Consider the following 19666-nt stretch of genomic DNA (forward strand, 5'->3'; position numbering starts at 1 on the left):
CCGTCAGAGGTCAAGCGGCAAAACTGGAACTGCGGCTGGATGTGAAAAAGGCGCGCCATCTCTGGCGCGCCTTGATCGGATAAAATGCCGTTGATCTTAGCCTGCGGTTGCGGGCTCTTTCTCGGCATCGGCGTGGATCATCAGCGGTGCCGCATCAGAGTTCACGGCTTCTTCGTTAACGACCACTTCGGTCACGCTGTCCATGCCGGGCAGATCGAACATCGTGTTCAACAAGATGTCTTCGAGGATGGAGCGCAGGCCACGTGCACCGGTTTTGCGCTGGATGGCGCGTTTCGCAATTGCCGAAAGCGCATCATCGGTAAAGGTCAGCTGCGTATCCTCGATTTCGAACAGACGCTGGTACTGTTTAACCAATGCGTTTTTCGGTTCGGTCAGAATTGTGACCAGCGCATCCTCGTCCAGATCCTCAAGCGTTGCCAGAACCGGCAAACGGCCAACGAATTCCGGAATCAAGCCGAATTTCAGCAAATCTTCGGGCTCGAGGTCGGTGAAGATCTCGCCGATACCACGGGCATCCTTGTCGCGCACATCAGCGCCAAAGCCCATGGCGGACCCTTTACCGCGCGCTGCGATGATCCGGTCCAGGCCGGCAAAAGCACCACCACAGATGAACAGGATGTTCGTGGTATCCACTTGCAGGAATTCCTGTTGCGGATGCTTGCGCCCACCTTGCGGCGGCACAGAGGCGACGGTGCCTTCCATCAGCTTCAGCAAGGCCTGCTGCACACCCTCTCCCGACACATCACGGGTGATGCTTGGGTTTTCGGACTTGCGTGTGATTTTATCAACTTCGTCAATGTAGACGATCCCGCGCTGTGCGCGTTCAACGTTATATTCCGACGACTGCAACAGCTTGAGGATGATGTTTTCCACATCTTCGCCGACATAGCCCGCTTCGGTCAGTGTCGTCGCATCGGCCATGGTGAATGGCACATCCAGAATACGTGCAAGCGTTTGCGCCAGTAGCGTTTTACCACAACCGGTCGGGCCGATCAGCAGAATGTTGGATTTCGCCAGCTCAATGTCGCCGCCCTTTTGGGCGTGGTTCAGACGTTTATAGTGGTTGTGCACGGCAACTGACAAAACCCGCTTGGCCATTGCCTGCCCGATCACGTAATCGTCCAGAACATCACAAATGTCCTTGGGCGTCGGCACGCCATCGGTGGCCTTCAGCCCCGAGGCTTTGGTTTCCTCGCGGATGATATCCATGCAAAGTTCGACACATTCGTCACAAATGAAGACAGTCGGACCTGCAATCAGCTTGCGCACCTCATGCTGACTTTTGCCACAAAAGCTGCAATAAAGTGTGTTTTTGCTGTCGCCGCTCGAAGTATTAGCCATTTCAACCCTTTCAGGTCTGTCGTTTGATCGTGCCCGCCATACGGCAGCCATCTATATTTTTTTGCTCGGTGCCAGCTTAGGCCAGCGGTGCGTGGTCCACAATCGTAAAATAACGGGCCACGCACGCCTTATTTACTTGCCTTTTTTGTCGTCAGCTTTTGGCGCGTCAGGATCATCCATCTTGCCACGATTTTCGACGATCTCGTCAATCAGGCCCCAGTCTTTGGCTTCCTCGGGGGACATGAAGTTGTCCCGCTCGAGTGCGGCTTCGACTTTTTCCAACGGCTGGCCGGTGTGTTTAACATAAATCTCGTTCAGGCGCGTTTTCAACTTTTGCGTTTCCTGCGCGTGAATCATGATGTCCGTCGCCTGACCCTGATACCCGCCGGATGGCTGGTGGACCATGACGCGGCTGTTGGGCAACGAGAATCGCATGCCTTTTTCGCCCGCTTGCAACAACAGCGACCCCATGGACGCCGCTTGCCCGATGACCAGCGTCGATACCTTCGGTTTGATATACTGCATCGTGTCGTAGATCGACAGACCGGAGGTCACAACACCGCCTGGGCTATTGATATACATAGAGATTTCCTTGGAGGGATTCTCTGCCTCGAGATGCAAAAGCTGCGCAACGATGAGCGAGGACATACCGTCATGGACAGGCCCGTTCAGGAAAATGATCCGCTCTTTCAGCAGACGCGAGAAGATGTCGTACGCACGTTCGCCCCGGCTGGTCTGTTCAACCACCATAGGGACCAGCGTGTTCATATATGTATCGTGTGGATCGTTCATAAAGCCTGCCTGATATTGCCGTTCGCCGGACCATACCCGCGAAACCTTGGCTTAAGATTAATCGCGGCATCTAAGGGGTTCAAGGGGGGCAGGCCCGATCATCTGGCTGGCCGAGGATTTGGCGGCTTGGTTAAACAGTGCGCACCGCCCGAATCATCTTTACAAAACTAGTTTTATAGTTTTATCCTAGCCCCATGACAGCACATCAAAAAACCGCCCGCGCGCTCGCCGCCCTTGGCCACGACACCCGCCTCGAGATCTTTCGCCTTCTTGTGCGCGCCGGAGACGATGCGCTGACCGTTGGTGAAATCGGGACGCATCTGAACGCCGCCCCTTCCACTCTTGCCCATCATCTAGGGGCGCTTGTCGATGCCGGTTTGATCATTCAGCGGCGCGACGGGCGGCGCATCGTTAACCGCGTGGACTTTGACGCCATGCGCGCAACGCTTTCGTTTCTAACCTCGGAATGCTGCACCGGCGTTTCGCTCAATAAGGATGCCGCCGCATGACCGACCTTTCCCACCCCTCCCGCAGTGCCTTGCGCGACGCGGTGCATCACATCTGGACCCGTGAACGTGTATGGCTGGCCTTTGCCGGCCTGCTGGCGGTGGTCTTTGTGGTCGACGCACCGCTGGGGACCAGCAGCGTGCAGTTCACAATCCGCAATCTGATCGATGTTGCGCCGTTCTTGCTCTTGTCTATCGGCGTCGCGGCCTACGCCAGTGCGACGGGGGCCGACGGGTTGATTGCGCGCGCTTTCACCGGATCGCCCGCCGTGATGATCGCCGTCGCAGCCGTGGCAGGCGGGCTGTCGCCGTTCTGCTCTTGCGGGGTGATCCCGTTGATCGCGGCGCTTCTTGCCATGGGGGTTCCCCTCTCCGCAGTCATGGCCTTTTGGCTGGCATCGCCCGTGATGGACCCGTCGATGTTCTTGCTCACCACCGGCGTTATGGGGGCAGAGTTTGCCATCGCTAAAACCCTCGCCGCTGTGGGGCTCGGCATCTTCGGAGGGACGATCATACACGCCTTGTCGCGCGCTGGTGCCTTGGCAGACCCGTTGCGCGACGGTGTCGGCAATGGCGGCTGCGGTGCATCAAAGGTGCGCACGCCCCAGCCGGTCGTCTGGGCCTTTTGGCACGACGACACGCGGGTGGCAAAATTCCTGCGCGAAGCCGTCAAGACCACGTTGTTCCTAACCAAATGGCTGGCGCTGGCGTTCTTGCTCGAGAGCCTCATGCTGGCGTGGATTCCCGCAGAGCTGGTGACGCGTGTCCTTGGCGGCACCGGCATCGTCCCAATCGGGGTCGCGACATTGGTCGGGGTACCGGCCTATCTGAACGGCTATGCGGCGCTGCCGTTGGTCGGCGGGCTGCTTGGTCAAGGCATGGCACCCGGTGCCGGGCTCGCGTTTCTGGTCGCAGGCGGGGTCACATCCCTGCCCGCGGCCATCGCTGTTTGGGCGCTGGTCAAACGCCCTGTCTTTGCACTGTATATCGGGATCGCGTTGACAGGGTCGTTTGTGTCGGGGCTGCTGTTTCAGCTTTGGGTATCACTGTGAAACCCAAAGCTGGTCTTAATTTGCCAGACAGGCCGTGAAGGCCCCCGACAGGTCGCGCAGCAGGGATGGATACATCTCGACGCCCGGTGCCAGCTGCGCGCCGATCGGGTCAAGCGAGGCAGACTTGAGCGGTGCGTCGTCTTGCAGGGCCTCGATCAGGCCGGTGTTGAACTGCGGTTCTGTAAACACGCAAGCCGCTCGAGTATCTTTCACCACATCACGCACCTCGGCCAATCGTGCAGCACTGGGGGCCGCCCCATCGCTCAGGGAGATCGACGCGCTTGCCTCTACGCCAAAGCGGGCTTCGAAATAGTGATAGGCATCGTGGAAAACGATGAACTTCTGCCCCGCAAGCGGTGCCAACTCTGCCTGTAGATCGGTTTGCAAATCCGTCAGACGGGCCTGCGCCTTTTCGGCATTTCCGCTATAGAGCGTAGCATTTTCAGGGTCTTGCTGCGACAGCATGGCCGCGATCTGATCCAGCCAGACGATCGCATTCTGCGGGTCGAGCCACATATGCGGGTCCAATGCGCCCGCCGCGTGATCGTGCCCTTCGTGCGCGTCAGTGGCTTCATGATCGGCGTGGTCTTTTTCGTCGCCATTGTCATCGCCGCTATGATCGTGCCCTTCGTGATCCTCATGGTCATCATGATCCTCATGGTCATCATGGTCGTCGTGGCCGTCATGATCCTCATGCCCCGCTTCATCGCCGTGGTCATGCGCCTCGAACGCAACACCGCTGCGGTTGGTCAACAGGCGGATGCCGTCCGCATCCTGCAGGGTCAGGCGCTGTGCATCCTGTGCCAGACTATCCAAAGGCCCCTCCAGCCAAGCGGTCAGCGATGGCCCGACCCAGACCACCAGATCAGCCTGCGCCAGATTGCGGGCTTCGGTGGGGCGCATGGCATAGCTGTGGGGCGACGCGCCTGGCGGGATAATCAGATCGGGGCTGCCTGCCCCCTGCATCACCATAGACACCAACGAATGCACCGGCGCGATGTCGGTGGCGACGCGGGGTACCTCTGCGTGGGCCAGACCGGCAGAAAAAAGGAGGGTGGTGCAAAGCAGACGGCGCATAAGGGGGCTCCCATAAAGTGTTATACTATAACCTTGATAGATCACACGTTATAACATATCAATACCGAACCCTGCTACGGAGCCAAATATGTCGACCCTTGGATTTGAAACGCATGATCACGGTGCCTGTGTCGACGACGCGATGGCCGCCGCAGAGGCGCGTTGCGCGGCCTCGGACCTAAGACTGACCCCGGTGCGCCGCCGGGTGTTAGAATTGTTGCTGGCCGAACACCGCGCCCTTGGGGCCTATGACATTCTGGGGCATCTGTCCGCCGAAGGGCTTGGCGCGCAGCCCCCTGTCGCCTATCGCGCGCTGGATTTTTTGGTAAAGGCCGGACTTGCGCACCGGATCGAGGCGCTGAATGCCTATACCGCCTGTAGCCATGTCGGATTGGACCACACGCCGGCCTTTCTGATCTGCCGCAGCTGCCAATCGGTCGCCGAAAGCGAAACGGCGTTGACGCAGGGGCGTTTGGGCGACGCGGCCCGCGCGGCGGGGTTCCAGATTGAACGCACGGTGATCGAGGCCCAAGGCCTTTGTCCCGCGTGTCAGAACGAGGCCGCCGTATGAGTCTGATCGCCACCCATAATCTGACCCTGCGCATTGGCGGTCAAACGGTGCTGCGCGACGTCGACATTGCCGTAAATGCCGGAGAGATCGTCACCATCGTCGGCCCTAACGGATCGGGCAAGTCCAGCCTGCTCCGCGCCCTGATTGGCGCGCTGAAACCTGCCGCGGGCACAATCACCCGTGCGCCGGATTTGCGCATCGGCTATGTGCCGCAAAAGCTGCAAATCGATGCGACGCTGCCGCTGACGGTGCGCGGGTTTCTGAACCTGCCCCGTCGTCAGCCGCGTGATACCGTCGCCCAAGCCTTGCTGCAGGCGGGGGTAACGGACCTTGCGAAAAAGCAGATGATCGATTTGTCGGGCGGACAGTTCCAACGCGTCCTGTTGGCCCGTGCGCTGCTGAACAAGCCCCATATCCTGATCTTGGACGAAGCGACCCAAGGGCTGGATCAACCCGGTTCTGCCGCGTTTTACCGCCAGATCGAAGAGGTGCGCCGCGATATGGGCTGCGCCGTACTGATGGTCAGCCACGATTTGCATGTGGTGATGGCGGCCTCGGATCGGGTGTTGTGCCTGAACGGTCACGTCTGCTGCGAAGGCACGCCCGAAATCGTCGCCGACGCGCCGGAATACCGCGCATTGTTCGGCACTGGCACCCAAGGGGCGCTTGCGCTGTACCGGCACGAACATTCGCATTCGCATGATCACACCCACGACCATACACATGATGCGGGCTGCAACCATGCGCACGGGGACCAAGATGTTAGATGACTTTTTGATACGCGCCGGGCTTGCCGGTATTGGCGTGGCATTCGCAGCCGCCCCTTTGGGGTGCTTTGTGGTCTGGCGGCGGATGGCTTATTTCGGCGATGCGACATCGCATGCGGCCTTGCTGGGTGTCGCGCTGGCCTTGGCATTTGAACTACCGGTCTTTGCCGGGGTGTTGTTGGTCGCCCTGTCGATGGCGCTGATTGTGACGGCGCTGAACGGGCGCAGCCTGGGCACGGATACGCTGCTGGGGGTGCTGGCCCACGGGGCGCTGGCCATCGGCCTTGTGGCGGTGTCGCTGCTCCCGAACCAGCGCGTTGATCTCAGCGCCTATCTGTTCGGAGAGATTCTGGCCGTCACCAAAAGCGATCTTGCGATCATCTGGAGCGGCGCTTTGCTGTCGATCGCCCTGCTGGTTTGGCGCTGGCAAGCATTGTTATCGGCGACGCTGAACCCTGATCTGGCCACGGCGAGCGGCGTTAACCCGCGGCGTGAACAGCTGATATTGACGCTGGCGCTTGCGGTGACCGTTGCGGTCGCGATCAAAGTCGTCGGGGCGCTGCTGATCGCGGCGATGCTGATCATTCCCGCCGCCGCGGCACGCCCCTTTGCCCGAACGCCCGAGGTCATGGCCGCGACCGCCTGCGTCATCGGGGTGATCGCCGCCTTGGGCGGGCTGGCCGCGTCCTTTGCATTTGACACGCCCACCGGCCCCAGCATCGTCAGCGTCGCGGCGCTGCTGTTCGTGCTATCCTCCGGCGTGGCCCCCCTGCTGAAGCGCTAGGTTTTCTACGCGGCACACCCACCAAGGGCCGCAGCATCGCGCTGCGGCCCTTGGTGGGTGTGCATGAACGCTAACGGAGCGTGCCGATCACGCCGCCACGGGCAAAGACGGACGCCCGGTGCTGACCAGGCTATGCGGAAAGAAGACCGAGAATCTCGTGCCCTTCCCTACAGTGCTGGACACAGAGATATCGCCACCATGTGCGAGTGCCAGCTTTTTGCAGATCGCAAGCCCCAGCCCCGTGCCACCTTCTGACCGGTTGTCAGCGTTTTCGATCTGGGTGAACGCCTCGAAGATGGATTCCAGATCTTTTTGCGCCATCCCGATACCGTTGTCTTCGACCTCGAAGCGGAAGCCACCGCCGTCGACTTCGGCCCGCAGGTATATGTCTTTGGCCTTGGAGAACTTGAGAGCGTTGCCCACCAGATTGATCAGGATCTGCAGGCAGCGCCCACGGTCGGCGATCACGTCAAGGCTGCCGTCGGGCACATGCAATGCCACGTCCTTGCCCTGCGCCAAACCTTGAAATTGATCCTCGACCTGCGCCAGCAAAGCCTGCGTTGGAAAGGTGCTTTTCGCCAGTTTGATGTCGTTCAACTCGATGCTGGTATAGTCAAGGATGTCGTTAATGATGGTCAGCAGGTGGTTGCCCGCAAACTTGACACGCTGACCGTAAAGCTCTGCCTGATCGCCAATGATGTTATAGTGTTTCTCGGTAATCGGCTCGGACGGAGGCAGCTTAGCCGTTGTGCTGGATTTGAGCTTGGTCAGGAAGCTCGCGTAGCCAATCACGATGGTCAGCGGGGTGCGCAGCTCGTGGCTGAGCACGCTCATGAATTCGGATTTGGCACGGCTCGCCGCTTCGGCAGCATCACGGGCCTCGCGTAGCTCTTCGATGCTTTCCCTGCGGGTGCGGATTTCGATGAAATAGGTGAACAACCCGCCAAGTGTGATCATCGTCGCAGTCCCCGCGATGAGCAACGCTAGCAGTTTATATTCCTCGGGATTGGCGTAACCAGGTTTCAGCCCGATGCTATTCACGCTGAACGCCGCCATACCGGTAAAGTGCAAACCAACGATGGACAGTGTCAGCACGCTTGTCATATGCAGCCCGCTGTGGCGCGAAACACGGCTGCCTAGATACAACGCGAAGGTCGAAAAAACGATTGCCAGTAGGATAGAGGCGATCAGATAACTGCGGTCCCAATCTACCAACCCTTCGACACGGTATGCCACCATGCCGGTGTAGTGCATTGCAGATACCGCCATACCAAAGACCGCGCCGCCGATTATGGTGGTTACGACTGACCGGAACATGCCCGCGATAATGATGCCAACTGTACAGCCTGCAATCGCTATCAGCAGAGATATAAAGGTCAGTTGTAGATTGAATGTCACCGGCGCCGCTGGCTGGTAGGCAAGGATCGCGATGAAGTGCGTGCACCAGATAGCGACCCCAGCAGTCAGCGCCGTCAGCATATACCAGATCAACGCCTGACTGCGCGGACGCCCCAAAGCATGCTGATACAGGCGTGAAACAACCCAAGACCCAAACGCACACAGCAAGAGCGCCAAAAGAACCAGACTGAAGTCGTGGTCATGGTGAATGGTGTGGGCAACTTTAATCATATCGGCGCACTCTAACTGCTAATTTCAGGGGCGTTGATCGCCTCGGAAAGCGGCAGTTTTGAGGCATGTTTACGTTATACTAGTGATAGCCAGATAAATACGTGCGTTCTTTAGTTATGAGAAACAATAGGTTGTGGCCATGTTAAAAGCGTCACACGCCTTTGTTCAATGGCGCTGTGTTAACCTTAACGACGCTTACAACCACCGGCACCCAAAGAGCGCCAGACGCCTTAGCGCAGTTTGCGCAGATAGGCCCAGGACACATGCCCGCGCACACGACGCGCCTGATCAAGCGAGACTTCGCACCAACGTGTGCCGCCGGTCTGCTGGCATTCGTGCACCTGCAAAACGGTGCCGTTGGGCAGTCCCAACAAGACGATAAACCCCGTCCCCGGCCCTGCCCGCATCTTGAGCATGTCATCCCCGTCCACGCCGCTCACTTCAAAGCGGCCCAGCGATCCTGCGGTTGCGGGGGTTGCGGATACTGTGGTGCCGATCACCAATGCCGATATTGCGGCGGTCACTGCTTTGCGCATTGTTGTTGCCCTTGTTCTAATAGCCTCGGGTTCGGTGGTAGCCTGCGCAAGCCGCAAAATAAACCGTCATATCAACCGGCGGGGGATGATCCGCCGACCCTGCGCCCTTTGGGACAACAGCGTCAGATGTTGGGAACGATGAAATCCGGCGACAAGCCAGCCTGCGCAATCGCATCCCCGACATCCAGCCCCGTGAGCGACCCATACCCCGTGACCAGCGCCGTGGCAAAACCCGCCTGCGCGCCGCCCAGAATATCGGTGTGCAGCGTATCGCCGACCATCAGCACACGCGCGGGTGGGATTGCGCGGTTGAACCGGTCAAGCGCGATATCAAAGACCTGCCCGAACGGCTTGCCCAGAAACACCGGCGTGACGCCCGTGCGATCGGCCAGCCGGTGCGCAAACCAGCCCGGTTCGCGCGAGAGGCCCGTTTCACGCGGTGCGACCAGATCGGGGTTGCCCACCAGCACCGGACGGGGCGCGCGTTTTAGCGACGCCTCCAGCAATGTCTGCCGCCGGTCGGTCCAGCCGTCTGCGCCCACCAGCAAGAACCCGTCCTGCGCATCGTAGCTTTCGGCGCGGTCGTCGAGCACAGTCGTGTTGAGCGTCGTCAATTCCCCCAGATCGACGGCGGGGTTGATCATCACGCCCCATCGGCACGGCGGCAGCCCGGCTATATGCGCGGTCAGCGCCTCGCGGCTGGTGGTGACCTCGGAGGTGGTGAAATCAAACCCCAGACGGGCATAGCGGGCCATCATATGCGCCTTGGGATAGGCGGCGGAGTTTGACACCACGCCAACCGCCTTGCCCGCCGCGCGCAGCGCCGCGATGGTATCGGTCGCACCGGGGATCGCGGTTTCGCCGACGTTCAGCACGCCGTAGGCGTCAAACAGGATCAGATCGAACCGCGCCGCGATGTCGGTGAACACGCCGGTCTCCGCCAGACCGCCCGCCGCAGTGCGCGGCAGACGGTCGGCAATTTGCAGGTACCGTGCAAAGGCGGTCTGCGGGTCAACGCCGTAATCTTGGGTCACAGGATACGGCGCCGCAGATAGGCAGAGATGACTTCCCCCACCACCACCAGCGCGATGATCGCCAGCAGGATGGTCGCCACCTCGGGCCAATTGAAGGTGTCGATCGCGCCTTGCAGAATGATCCCGATGCCGCCCGCACCCACCAGACCCAGCACGGTGGATTCGCGCAGGTTGATATCCCACCGCAAGATCGCCACCGCCCAGAAGGTCGGCATGACCTGCGGCACGATCGCATAGACGATAACCTTGAAGCGCGACGCGCCCGTGGCCTCGAGCGCTTCGACAGGGCGTGTGTCAATTTCCTCAATCGCCTCGCCCAGAAGTTTACCGATGAACCCGATAGAGCGGAACATGATCGCCACGATACCGGCCACGACACCCGGCCCGAAGATCGCCACAAACAGCAGCGCCCAGATGATCGTGTTCACCGACCTCGAGGTCACAAGGATCAACCGCCCCAGCCACAGGGTCACGCGGTTCGGCGTGGTATTCTGCGCCGAGATATAAGCGACCGGCAGCGACAGCAGCACCGCAAAGGTGGTGGCGAATGTCGCGATGTTTACCGTATCCCACAGCACCTTGAGGATGGTTTCCAAGTTGGTGGGGTCCGGCGGATACATGCGGCTGAACAGATCGCCGATCTGTTCAGGTGCGCCCCAGACCCAAGGCCAGATCACTTCAATCGACGTGAGCGCCCAGGCGATCGCCAACCCGCAACCCAGAAAGATGGCATAGCGCATCATGCGTTGTTTGAGCGTAAAGCGGGACCAGTCGTCGCGTCCGAATTGCGTAGAAAGTGAGGTCATTGGATACGCTTTCGGATAACGCCGCTGACGGCCTCGGAAAAGAGGATCACGCCCACGATGACGATGGTGATGGCAAGGGCAAAGTCATAGTCATAGCGCCCAAAGGCATTGGCGAGCGTCGCACCGATGCCCCCTGCCCCCACGATCCCCACCACGGCAGAGGCCCGCAAGTTGGAATCAAGCTGGTAGATCGTCAGACCGATCTGGCGCGGCATGATCTGCGGGAAAATCGCATACGACAGCGTGGAGAAATACGGCGCACCGGCGGCGCGCATGGCCTCGACCTGCCCAAAGTCAATCTCCTCGATCCGCTCGGCCAGCATCTTGGCGACAAAGCCGATGGAATAGACGGTCAGGGTCAGCACACCGGCGAACGGCCCGAAGCCAACGGCCTTGACGAAGAGGATCGCGACAATGACCGGATGGAAGCTGCGCGCGATGATGATGATGGCCCGGCCCAGATAGAACACGGGCTTGGGGGCCACATTGCGTGCGGACATAAAGGCGATGGGGATCGACAGCAGCACGCCAAGCGCCGTGGCCAGCACCGCGATCTTGAGGCTTTCGAGAAACCCGTCGATCAGCAGACCGCTGCGTTCAAAGCTCGGGGGAAAGGCTCCGCCAAAGATCTTGCCTGCGCGGCCGATACCTTCGGCGACGCGGTTCCAGTCGATGGGCATGGTCAGCCCGACCCAACCGAAATAGGCAATAACGCCCAAATACACGGCCCAACGTAGCACGGGGTTGGCGATGAAGGGCGGCTTGACCCAAGTGTCGCGCGGTGCGGTCATGATGCGGCTGCCTTGTCATCCGGCCCGCCGCTGCGGTCTGCGTGGGGGCTGCCGGCATAGATCGCCTCCATCGCGGAAGGGTCCAGCATGTCGGGCTTGTCGTCAAAAATGATCCGGCCATAGCGCATGCCGACGATGCGGTCGGTGTATTCTTTGGCCTCGTTCACGTTGTGGATGTTGATCAGCACCGGCAGCTTTAGCTCGCGCGACAGGTCGCGCAGCAGGCCCATGATCTGTTCCGATGTCTTGGGGTCAAGCGATGCGGTAGGCTCGTCCGCCAGCAGGATATCGGGCTCCTGCATCAGGGCGCGGACCACGCCGACACGCTGACGTTCACCGCCCGACAGCTGGTCGGCGCGGGTGTCGGCGTAATGGGCGATGCCCACCCGCTCCATCAGTTCATAAGCGCGGCGGATGTCTTGCTTGGGATAGCGCCGCGTGATGGCGGACCATGTTGAAATATACCCCAGACGGCCCGACTGGACGTTCTCCATCACGGTGAGACGATCGACGAGGTTGAACCCTTGGAACACCATCCCGATCTTGCGCCGTGCGGCACGCAGGTTCTTGCCCCGCAGGCGGGTCAGGTCGGTGCCGTTAAGCTCGATTGTGCCCGACGTAGGTTCAACCAAACGGTTGATGCAACGCAGCAACGTGCTTTTGCCCGCACCAGAAGACCCGATGATGGACACGACGCTTTCACCCTCGATGGTGAGGTCAAGATTCTTGAGGACCGGATCGCCAGAGCCGTAGCGTTTGACGAGGTCAGTAATTTTCAACATGTAGGATACCTTATGCGTGAGGCCGGCCCATTGGGACCGGCCTCGACGGAAAAATCATTCAGCAGCAAGGCCTTGCGGCGTGTACTCAACACCGTTGGCGGACTGGATCTGGCGAATGACGGCCCATTGGTCTTTATAGGTGATCGGGACGAATTTGCTCACGCCCGAAAACTCTTCGCCCAATGCGGTGCCGGTGAAATCGTAGCTAAAGAACGCTTCTTTGATCTTGTCCTTCAGTTCGGGCGTCAGGTCGTGGGCTACGCCGTAAGATGTCGTGGGGAACGGATCGCTTTCCCAGACAATGCGCACCTCGGCAGGGTCATAAAGCCCGCGTTCCGCCATGCGGTCCACCACTTCAGACGCAACCGGTGCCGCATCATAGTCGCCCGCAACCACACCCAGCATGGATTGGTCGTGGCTGCCCGAGTACGTCACTTCATAGTCCTGATCCGGCACGACGCCCAGATCAGGGAACAGCGCGCGCGGTGCCTGATTGCCGGAGTTCGACGTGGGCGATGTATGCGCGACGCGTTTGCCAGCAAGATCGGGCATCTCTTTGATGTCGCTGTCGGCTTGGGTGTAGACCTGCAGCTTGTAGCCGAACTGCCCGTCTTCGGAACCCATGATCGCGAAGGGTTCAACGCCTGCAAGGTTCACAGCAAAAGGTGTGGGTCCGGTCGAGAAGCCCGCGATATGCAAACGGCCCGAGCGCATGGCTTCGACTTCGGCAGAGTTGGATTGGACGGCAAAGAACTGGACTTTCTTGCCGGTCACCTCGGACAGGTGGTCAATGAAGGGCGTCCAGATGTCTTCGTAGATCGCGGGATCTTCGACCGGTGTATAGGCAAAGACCAGCGTCGACGGGTCTTTGAGCATGCTTTCGTCCGTGGGCGCGTCGGCCACCAGATCGCCGTTGGCGTCACAGAACATCGCGTCCAGCGCGCCGCGCTCGGCGCATTCTTGGGCCAGTGCGGTGGTGCCGGTCATGGCAAAAGCGGCCATCAGGCCCGCCGTGATAAAGCTGCGTTTGATCATCTTGTTTCTCCTCCCCGAGAATACCCGCGCAGAGTGTACTGCACGATTAATTACGCGATACGAGCATTGAAGCTTTCGATTCGCAACATTTTCCGCCTAATAATTTGGCAAGTGCCAAATATTGACGGTCGGACACATCGCCCCTCCGCCGAAAGGAACCGCAGCATGGATACCGGAACGGAACGCCGAAACTTGCGCAAAGCAGAGCGCCACGCGCAGATTTTACTGGAACTGCGCCTTGCCCCGCATGTGCGTGTGTCGGACCTAGCGGCCAGCTTTGATGTGACCACCGAAACCGTCCGCCGCGATATTGCCGAGCTCAGCGCGCAGGGGCTGTTGCAGAAGTCCTACGGCGGGGCCTCCCCCCGCGCGCCGGGGGCGCAAAGCGTGCTGGATGAACGGCAGCGCGAACATGTGGATGAACGCCGCCAGATGGCGCAGCTTGCCGCGAAACGGGTGACAGACGGGCAAACGCTGATGATCGACGCAGGCGCCACGATGATGGAGTTTGCCCGCGCCTTGGCCATGTCGGGCAAAGCAGTAACTGTGCTCACAAACAGCCTGCAGGTCGCTATGATCCTTGGGTCATCGGACGCGGTGCGCGTGATCATGACGCCGGGCGACTATCTAAACGCCGAGGCCGCGTTGACGGGGACCGCAACATGCGACTTTCTACGGATGTTTAATGTCGACGCTTGTTTTCTAGGCGCGTCGGCCCTGGATGAAACCGGCGTCACCGAAGCGATTGCGGGCTTTGCAGAGGTAAAACGCACCATGCTTGCGCAAAGCCGGACCGGGCATTTTCTGATTGATGGCAGCAAGTTTGGCAAACGTCATCTGACGCAGGTCATTGCCCTTGACGAGATGGGCTGCCTGATCACCGATATCGCCCCGACCGGAGCGCTTGACGCCGCTTTGGACTGTCATCGCACGCCTACCATCCTTCCGAACCAAGGCTGAGAGAGCGCCGTACGCAAAAGTCTAAAAAATGCCGCGATTGCGCCTGCATTTTGTCCGCAGCAGTACCGATGATGCGGGACGTTTACGAGGATCAAGCCAAGCCGCGAAGACATCGACACAAAGTCGGGCACCGCGCAGCTTGGACGAATGAGGGTGGTGATTTGCTTAACAAATTTACGGGGTATCTTGCCTCTAAGGTCTTTATCGTCCTGACGATTATCCTGCTCGTTAGCGTCGGCAGCATCGCCTATTCTATCGTTAAGCTCGACCGCGACAATCATCTGGCCGCCCTGCGTCTCGATGTCGAACAGGAGCTAAATTCCGTCACCGATCAAATCCAGCTGCGCTTCTTCGAGGCGGTTCTCGTCGCCAAGAACATCGAGAATTCGCTTGCGATTGACGGCGAGATTGACGAACGCCAGATCGCCCGTACCGTGCGCGATCTTCAACGCCATAACCCCGATGTAATTGCCGTAGCTTTAGCCCCTAACCTATCGATTACACACAGTTTTCCGCAAACGGATAACCGCGTGACCATCGGAATGAATTATTCGCAGCTGCACGCACAAATGCCCAGTGTGGCGCAAGCATACCGCACCCGCGCGCCCGTGATCGATGACCGCGTCGACCTTGTCCAAGGGGGCACAGGCTATATCATGCATTATCCGGTTTTCCTGCCCAATGCCGAGCTGTCGACCGATCAATTCTGGGGCGTGATCTCTGTTGTGATGGATCAAAAAGGCCTGCTGCAAACCCCGCAGCGTGATTTCTCTGACCCCGCCCAATACAGTTTTGAACTCTATCCGCTTAAAGCCTCCGGCTTGGTAGAGGCCCTGCCCGATCACCGGCTGACCAAGCTGAAGGACAAGCCGGTGGTCACCACGTTTAATGTCCTTGGTGTCACTTGGGAGGCCGCCGTCCGCCCCGCCGGAGGCTGGCCCGCCTATTCACCCCAAAGCCGGAATCTGGTGGGTTTTGCCCTCATTGCCGCCATATTTCTACTGGGTGTCCTGCTCGCCTTTCGCCGCATGGCGCTGGAGCAAGCCAACGCCCATGCGCTGTTGTCCGAAGCCGTGGGCGCGATCAATGAAGGGTTCATCGCATTTGATGCCAAGGAACGGGTGATGGTGGTGAACCAGAAATACCGCGACTACCACCCTCAGATTGCTGATCTGATCGTCCCCGGTGCCACGATGAAAGAGCTCGTCATGCATTGGGTCGACCGGTCTGATCACTTTGAAGACACGGCCAGCAAACAGGCTTGGATCCGCGACCGCCTGCAGAGTTTTCGCAATCCGGGCAGCGCCTTTTTGCAAGACACCGGTGATGACTGCTGGCTTAAAGTGACCGAGGCCAAGACGCCCCATGGCTATACCGTTGGCATCTGGACGGACGTAACGGCCGAAAAGCGCGCTCAGGAAGCAGCCGAAGCAGCCGACCGTGAAAAAACCGAATTCCTCAACAACGTGTCACACGAGCTGCGCACGCCGCTGACGGTCATTTTTGGCCGCGCCTCTTTCATGCGCCACAGCGATAAAATGCCCCAATCTCAGCGTCTTATGGATGCGCTCGAGGCCGATGGCACGGGCTGCCCTGTGGCCGCCGGCGCCGCACGCGACTACCAGCGCTTTATGACCGATCAAGGCGCTGGCATCGCCGAGTCCGCGCAGCATATGATCCGTCTGGTCGAAGATTTGCTGGATTGGACCAAAGTCTCTCGCGGTCAGCTTGAACTGGATATGGCCCCGATCCAGCTTGATGAAATCGCCCGTTCCGTGACCCAAGAACTGCAGCCCGCTGCAGAGGCCAAGGGGCTGACGTTAACCTACATTGGTGACGGCCCCGTTGCGACAATCGCCGATAAGGTTCGGGTCAAACAGATCTTGTATAACCTGATCACCAACGCCATCAAATTCACCAATGAGGGCAAGGTCAACTTGTCGATGCTCCATTCAAACGACAAGATTGTGTTCAGCGTCAGCGATACCGGTAACGGCATTTCCAAGGCCGATGCACGGCGCGTCTTTCAGCGGTTCCAGCAAGTTGACGGGTCGATGACGCGGCAGAATGGCGGATTGGGGCTGGGTTTGGCGATCTCTGAACAATTGGCCACGCTTCACGGCGGATCGCTATCGATGGATAGCGAACTTGGCGTCGGCAGCACCTTTAGCCTGACCCTGCCGCGGGATACTGTCAGCACTCTATAAAAGCGCGCTTGACGGTCAGCTGGCCCAGATAGATCAAACTCTAAAGATAAAAATTTGGTCTTGTGAAGGATTTCGGGTATACCAGACAGATTAACGATTAGCTTTTTTCGACTTTAAATTTGTCTCAAAGGATTTCTTTTTGGATCTCCAAGCGAACAGTTATGTCGTGGATGGCCAGAACCGCATCGTTTCAGTCGGGTCTGAATGGGATCAATTCGCGCTTGAAAATGATGCACCGGGGGCGACATCTGCCCGGGTGATCGGACGCGAGGTATGGGATTTTATCGAAGGCGATAATACCCGCGCCTATCTGTTCGGCGTCTTGCAGACCTGTCGGATGGAACAGCAGCTGTTCAGCATCCTCTATCGCTGCGACGGGCCCGATATGCGCCGGCTTTTTCGGCTGACAGTCTGGCCCTCGCCGGATCACAGCCTGACCTTGGGCAGCATGTTGGTCCATTCCGTTGCGAGCCACCCCACCGCCACCGCTGGCGCGTTCGATACCTTTTACGACACCACGAGATGTTCCATTTGCTGCGCCTTTCAGATCGGAGAGAAATGGATCGATCTACGCACCCCGCCGGACCCAGGTAATTTTGCCAAAAGCTATTCGATCTGCCCCTCCTGCATAAAAGATGCAGATCAGGAGTTTGCCCGAATGAGGCGCCAAAACAACGTCTTGCCCATGGTGCATCGCAAACATTAGCCCCAAAAGAACAAGGCCAACCAGGGCCGTCACAAGATGCGCCGCAAATACGCCACGCTTGCGCGCCACGGCGACTAAATCTACTAAATATAAGGAAAAAGTGGTGCCCCCACACGGACTCGAACTCTTATCTTACCCAGTTCAACGTGTGTGTGTGTAAATATAGTCGTATGTTTAGAATGGTGCCCCCACACGGACTCGAACCGCGGACCTACTGATTCATACCACTACGACTTTCGCCGCCACGCCAAAGGCGCTTTGTGGTCTGGACTTTCTCTTCACCATGCCTCCCGAGAGAGGTTTTAGGTGGGTGCCGTCAAGTCTCTACACGTTCAATTCAGGAAGACCTGAAAAGCTTCGCTCGGGATTGCCAACAGCTTGAAGCTGCTAAGGTTTCCCCGAATTTGACACCAGTTCACCTCACCGTTTCCAATGAGGGCTGCAACATGCCTCAGTATTGGAGCCTGAGGCGGCGCTACAAATCAGTTGCTCTACCAGCTGAGCTATAGGGGCACTAATACAAAACTTTCTTCACAGTAATCTGCCGAAGCACTATGCGTTCGGCGGCATGGTTGCCAAGAGCGACAAGGCCAACTCCCTCGTCACAGTAAGCACGTATCGCGGAACGGATTAAATAACAAGGTCCAAATTGCGCGAATTCGCAAAAAATTCTCTAAATACATCGTAGCCTGCGCGCAAGTGGGGATGACACCAAAAATCGACCCGCGTTCACCCATAGGTTGTGCCGCGAGTCCTCTGGCGTATGTGATGCCTACTGCTAAAGATTAGCTTGAGCACTAACACGGCCAAACACATAGCCGCTCTGACGTTGACCAATGATCCTACTCATCTTTCCAGCGAAGATAGGGGGCAGGTTTACGCCATTCGCGCGGGTGAATTTCACTGAGCACCCTCACGCTGAGTCCCGATGGATCAACCGTTACAAACAGTCGGGGCCAGCTATCGCGAGCTTGCTTACATGAGGCACGGATGGGGGTCACTTTTTTACTCTGAAGTGGCCCTCGCGCTCCTCAAACTTGCCGTCGCTTTTGCATGATAACGAATTTTTTCGACTGATCGACGCATAACGCGGTGAGAAGGTCTGCGCGCTACTTGGTCGCGACTATTAACTTACGGACTGATAGGAAGTAGTCCCTGCAAATAAGTAGCGAGCAACGTAGCAGCGACCGCCGAGGTTACGGCGATAACCCAAGAAAGGGCGCTTGGAAGCGATTTAGCAATGAAGCCTTCTGGCTTGCTGCCGAGATAAAGCTCAGCGAAGGGCAGATAGCGGCGATGGACCCAAGTTACGAAGCCAATGATTCCAAGAACGCCTGTCATTAGTGCTATACGGAACGCCAGTTCGGGTAGACTGGGAAGATAGACGATAGCTCCCACAAACAAGAGCTGATTGATGCCGAAGCCGAACTTCTGAAAGCTGGTAGCGTATCTTCTCTCTAAAGATTCTACGCTGTTCTTGAATTTCTCCAGCATACCCAAAACCCAGGCCTCGTTCTCGCCCTGTGTCATAGCGAAGTTCACCGCGGGGCCGAACTCAATCATGACGATGCGATCAATCCCGCTAGTTTGCGGCTCCCGGGCGAAAATCTTAAATATAGTGGCACGCTCGTTCTTGAAAGTAGCGTTCTTGAAGTCATCCAGTAATCGAGCCTTTTCAGTGCCTGCAAGAACAGTGATCACAACTTGGGTGTTTTTGAAGCTATCTTGCACTTCGGCCGCGAGCTCGGTGATTTGTTGGCGATCAACAGCAACAGCTCCAAAGTTGTGGCGAGCTGTGTGTAGTTGTTCCTGCTTAACACCGCCTTCATTGTCGCTAATATGATGATGCGGAAACAAGATGAAGGTGCCCGCAGAACCGATGCTTGTCGTCCATTCGCCTTCAAGTTCACCTCTTGTGTTGAGAAGAGCCTGCGCTTCCAGCTTTCCGAGTTCTGCGCCGTCAAGCGGCATTTCTGGCTTCCCTTGGAGAGAAAGTCTCTGTCCATCAAAAAAACCGGTAATCCCGTAGACCGCTAATCCGAAAACGGGGTCGTTCAGGTGTATTTTACCAGTGAGTGCGTCGCTATGACCTTCAAACGTCGCATACAGATTGCCGGTGTTGGTTCCGTAGACCTTTCCAGCCCACTTCTTGCAAATAGCCATTCCAGCCTCCTTGGGCGTAATATACTATAGTAATCCCCCAAATGGCACCTATCACATAGTCAAACGGCATCTGGAAACGGGTGATATTCTACGGCCAATCTCTTCA

19 protein-coding genes are annotated in these 19666 nt (G+C 58.2%); 8 read left to right on the forward strand and 11 right to left on the reverse strand.

From position 1 onward, the window contains the following. Positions 1-96 precede the first annotated feature (96 nt). On the reverse strand, positions 97-1362 hold the full coding sequence (gene clpX / locus GLP52_RS05985; protein ID WP_093733924.1) for an ATP-dependent Clp protease ATP-binding subunit ClpX: 1266 nt from the start codon (positions 1360-1362) through the stop codon (positions 97-99). Between the two features lie 132 nt (positions 1363-1494). Next, entirely contained in the window at positions 1495-2154 is a 660-nt protein-coding gene (locus GLP52_RS05990; RefSeq protein ID WP_093733925.1) for an ATP-dependent Clp protease proteolytic subunit, read from the reverse strand. Positions 2155-2348: 194 nt separating this feature from the next. On the opposite strand from GLP52_RS05990, the gene GLP52_RS05995 reads away from it, so the two are divergent. Next, positions 2349-2663 carry an ArsR/SmtB family transcription factor gene (locus GLP52_RS05995; RefSeq protein ID WP_237271830.1) on the forward strand — a complete coding sequence of 105 codons (315 nt, stop codon included), beginning with the start codon at positions 2349-2351 and terminating at the stop codon, positions 2661-2663. Continuing rightward, entirely contained in the window at positions 2660-3712 is a 1053-nt protein-coding gene (locus GLP52_RS06000) for a permease (RefSeq protein WP_237271831.1), read from the forward strand. The genes GLP52_RS05995 and GLP52_RS06000 overlap by 4 nt, the downstream gene beginning before the upstream one ends. 15 nt (positions 3713-3727) lie before the next feature. On the opposite strand, the gene GLP52_RS06005 is transcribed toward GLP52_RS06000, so the two are convergent. After that, positions 3728-4789, reverse strand: coding sequence for a zinc ABC transporter substrate-binding protein (locus GLP52_RS06005; protein WP_237271832.1), 1062 nt, complete (start codon positions 4787-4789; stop codon positions 3728-3730). 88 nt (positions 4790-4877) lie between these two features. On the opposite strand from GLP52_RS06005, the gene GLP52_RS06010 reads away from it, so the two are divergent. From GLP52_RS06010 to GLP52_RS06020, 3 genes are read left to right on the forward strand one after another with little or no spacing between them, the layout of a single operon-like run. Continuing rightward, positions 4878-5360: a Fur family transcriptional regulator gene (locus tag GLP52_RS06010; protein WP_093733929.1), complete on the forward strand. Its 483-nt coding sequence runs from the start codon at positions 4878-4880 to the stop codon at positions 5358-5360. Next, positions 5357-6130: a metal ABC transporter ATP-binding protein gene (locus GLP52_RS06015; RefSeq protein ID WP_237271833.1), complete on the forward strand. Its 774-nt coding sequence runs from the start codon at positions 5357-5359 to the stop codon at positions 6128-6130. The genes GLP52_RS06010 and GLP52_RS06015 overlap by 4 nt, the downstream gene beginning before the upstream one ends. After that, positions 6120-6911: an iron chelate uptake ABC transporter family permease subunit gene (locus GLP52_RS06020; RefSeq protein WP_237271834.1), complete on the forward strand. Its 792-nt coding sequence runs from the start codon at positions 6120-6122 to the stop codon at positions 6909-6911. The genes GLP52_RS06015 and GLP52_RS06020 overlap by 11 nt, the downstream gene beginning before the upstream one ends. Positions 6912-6998: 87 nt before the next feature. Here the strand turns inward: GLP52_RS06020 and GLP52_RS06025 are convergent, their stop codons facing one another. The 7 genes from GLP52_RS06025 to phnD all read right to left on the reverse strand — a co-directional run bounded on the left by GLP52_RS06025 (position 6999) and on the right by phnD (position 13491). Beyond that, positions 6999-8540, reverse strand: coding sequence for an MHYT domain-containing protein (locus GLP52_RS06025; RefSeq protein ID WP_093733932.1), 1542 nt, complete (start codon positions 8538-8540; stop codon positions 6999-7001). A gap of 230 nt (positions 8541-8770) precedes the next feature. Further along, entirely contained in the window at positions 8771-9076 is a 306-nt protein-coding gene (locus GLP52_RS06030; protein ID WP_093733933.1) for an SH3 domain-containing protein, read from the reverse strand. A 122-nt stretch (positions 9077-9198) separates the two neighbouring features. Next, positions 9199-10110, reverse strand: coding sequence for an HAD-IIA family hydrolase (locus tag GLP52_RS06035; RefSeq protein WP_237271835.1), 912 nt, complete (start codon positions 10108-10110; stop codon positions 9199-9201). Next, the gene (phnE, locus tag GLP52_RS06040; protein ID WP_093733935.1) at positions 10107-10916 is read right to left on the reverse strand and encodes a phosphonate ABC transporter, permease protein PhnE; all 810 of its coding nucleotides are present in this window, start codon (positions 10914-10916) and stop codon (positions 10107-10109) included. The genes GLP52_RS06035 and phnE (GLP52_RS06040) overlap by 4 nt, the downstream gene beginning before the upstream one ends. Continuing rightward, positions 10913-11707, reverse strand: coding sequence for a phosphonate ABC transporter, permease protein PhnE (gene phnE / locus GLP52_RS06045; protein ID WP_237271836.1), 795 nt, complete (start codon positions 11705-11707; stop codon positions 10913-10915). Before phnE (GLP52_RS06045) ends, phnE (GLP52_RS06040) begins: the two co-directional genes overlap by 4 nt. Then, positions 11704-12489, reverse strand: a complete 786-nt coding sequence (gene phnC, locus GLP52_RS06050) for a phosphonate ABC transporter ATP-binding protein (RefSeq protein ID WP_009826698.1) — start codon at positions 12487-12489, stop codon at positions 11704-11706. The genes phnE (GLP52_RS06045) and phnC overlap by 4 nt, the downstream gene beginning before the upstream one ends. Before the next feature lie 54 nt (positions 12490-12543). Continuing rightward, a complete protein-coding gene (gene phnD / locus GLP52_RS06055) occupies positions 12544-13491 on the reverse strand; it encodes a phosphate/phosphite/phosphonate ABC transporter substrate-binding protein (RefSeq protein WP_420544118.1) in 948 nt (315 codons plus the stop codon). Positions 13492-13689: 198 nt separating this feature from the next. Here phnD and GLP52_RS06060 point away from each other — a divergent pair, with 198 nt between their 5' ends. The 3 genes from GLP52_RS06060 to GLP52_RS06070 all read left to right on the forward strand — a co-directional run bounded on the left by GLP52_RS06060 (position 13690) and on the right by GLP52_RS06070 (position 17397). Further along, positions 13690-14484: a DeoR/GlpR family DNA-binding transcription regulator gene (locus GLP52_RS06060; RefSeq protein ID WP_237271838.1), complete on the forward strand. Its 795-nt coding sequence runs from the start codon at positions 13690-13692 to the stop codon at positions 14482-14484. Positions 14485-14645: 161 nt separating this feature from the next. Beyond that, positions 14646-16691 carry an ATP-binding protein gene (locus tag GLP52_RS06065; RefSeq protein WP_093733940.1) on the forward strand — a complete coding sequence of 682 codons (2046 nt, stop codon included), beginning with the start codon at positions 14646-14648 and terminating at the stop codon, positions 16689-16691. A gap of 139 nt (positions 16692-16830) precedes the next feature. Beyond that, positions 16831-17397: a hypothetical protein gene (locus GLP52_RS06070; RefSeq protein WP_237273435.1), complete on the forward strand. Its 567-nt coding sequence runs from the start codon at positions 16831-16833 to the stop codon at positions 17395-17397. Between the two features lie 1131 nt (positions 17398-18528). Here the strand turns inward: GLP52_RS06070 and GLP52_RS06075 are convergent. Further along, a complete protein-coding gene (locus tag GLP52_RS06075) occupies positions 18529-19560 on the reverse strand; it encodes a hypothetical protein (protein WP_237273436.1) in 1032 nt (343 codons plus the stop codon). Positions 19561-19666 lie beyond the last annotated feature (106 nt).

Source organism: Sulfitobacter sp. M22, assembly GCF_021736025.1.
Taxonomy (GTDB): Bacteria; Pseudomonadota; Alphaproteobacteria; order Rhodobacterales; family Rhodobacteraceae; genus Sulfitobacter; species Sulfitobacter litoralis.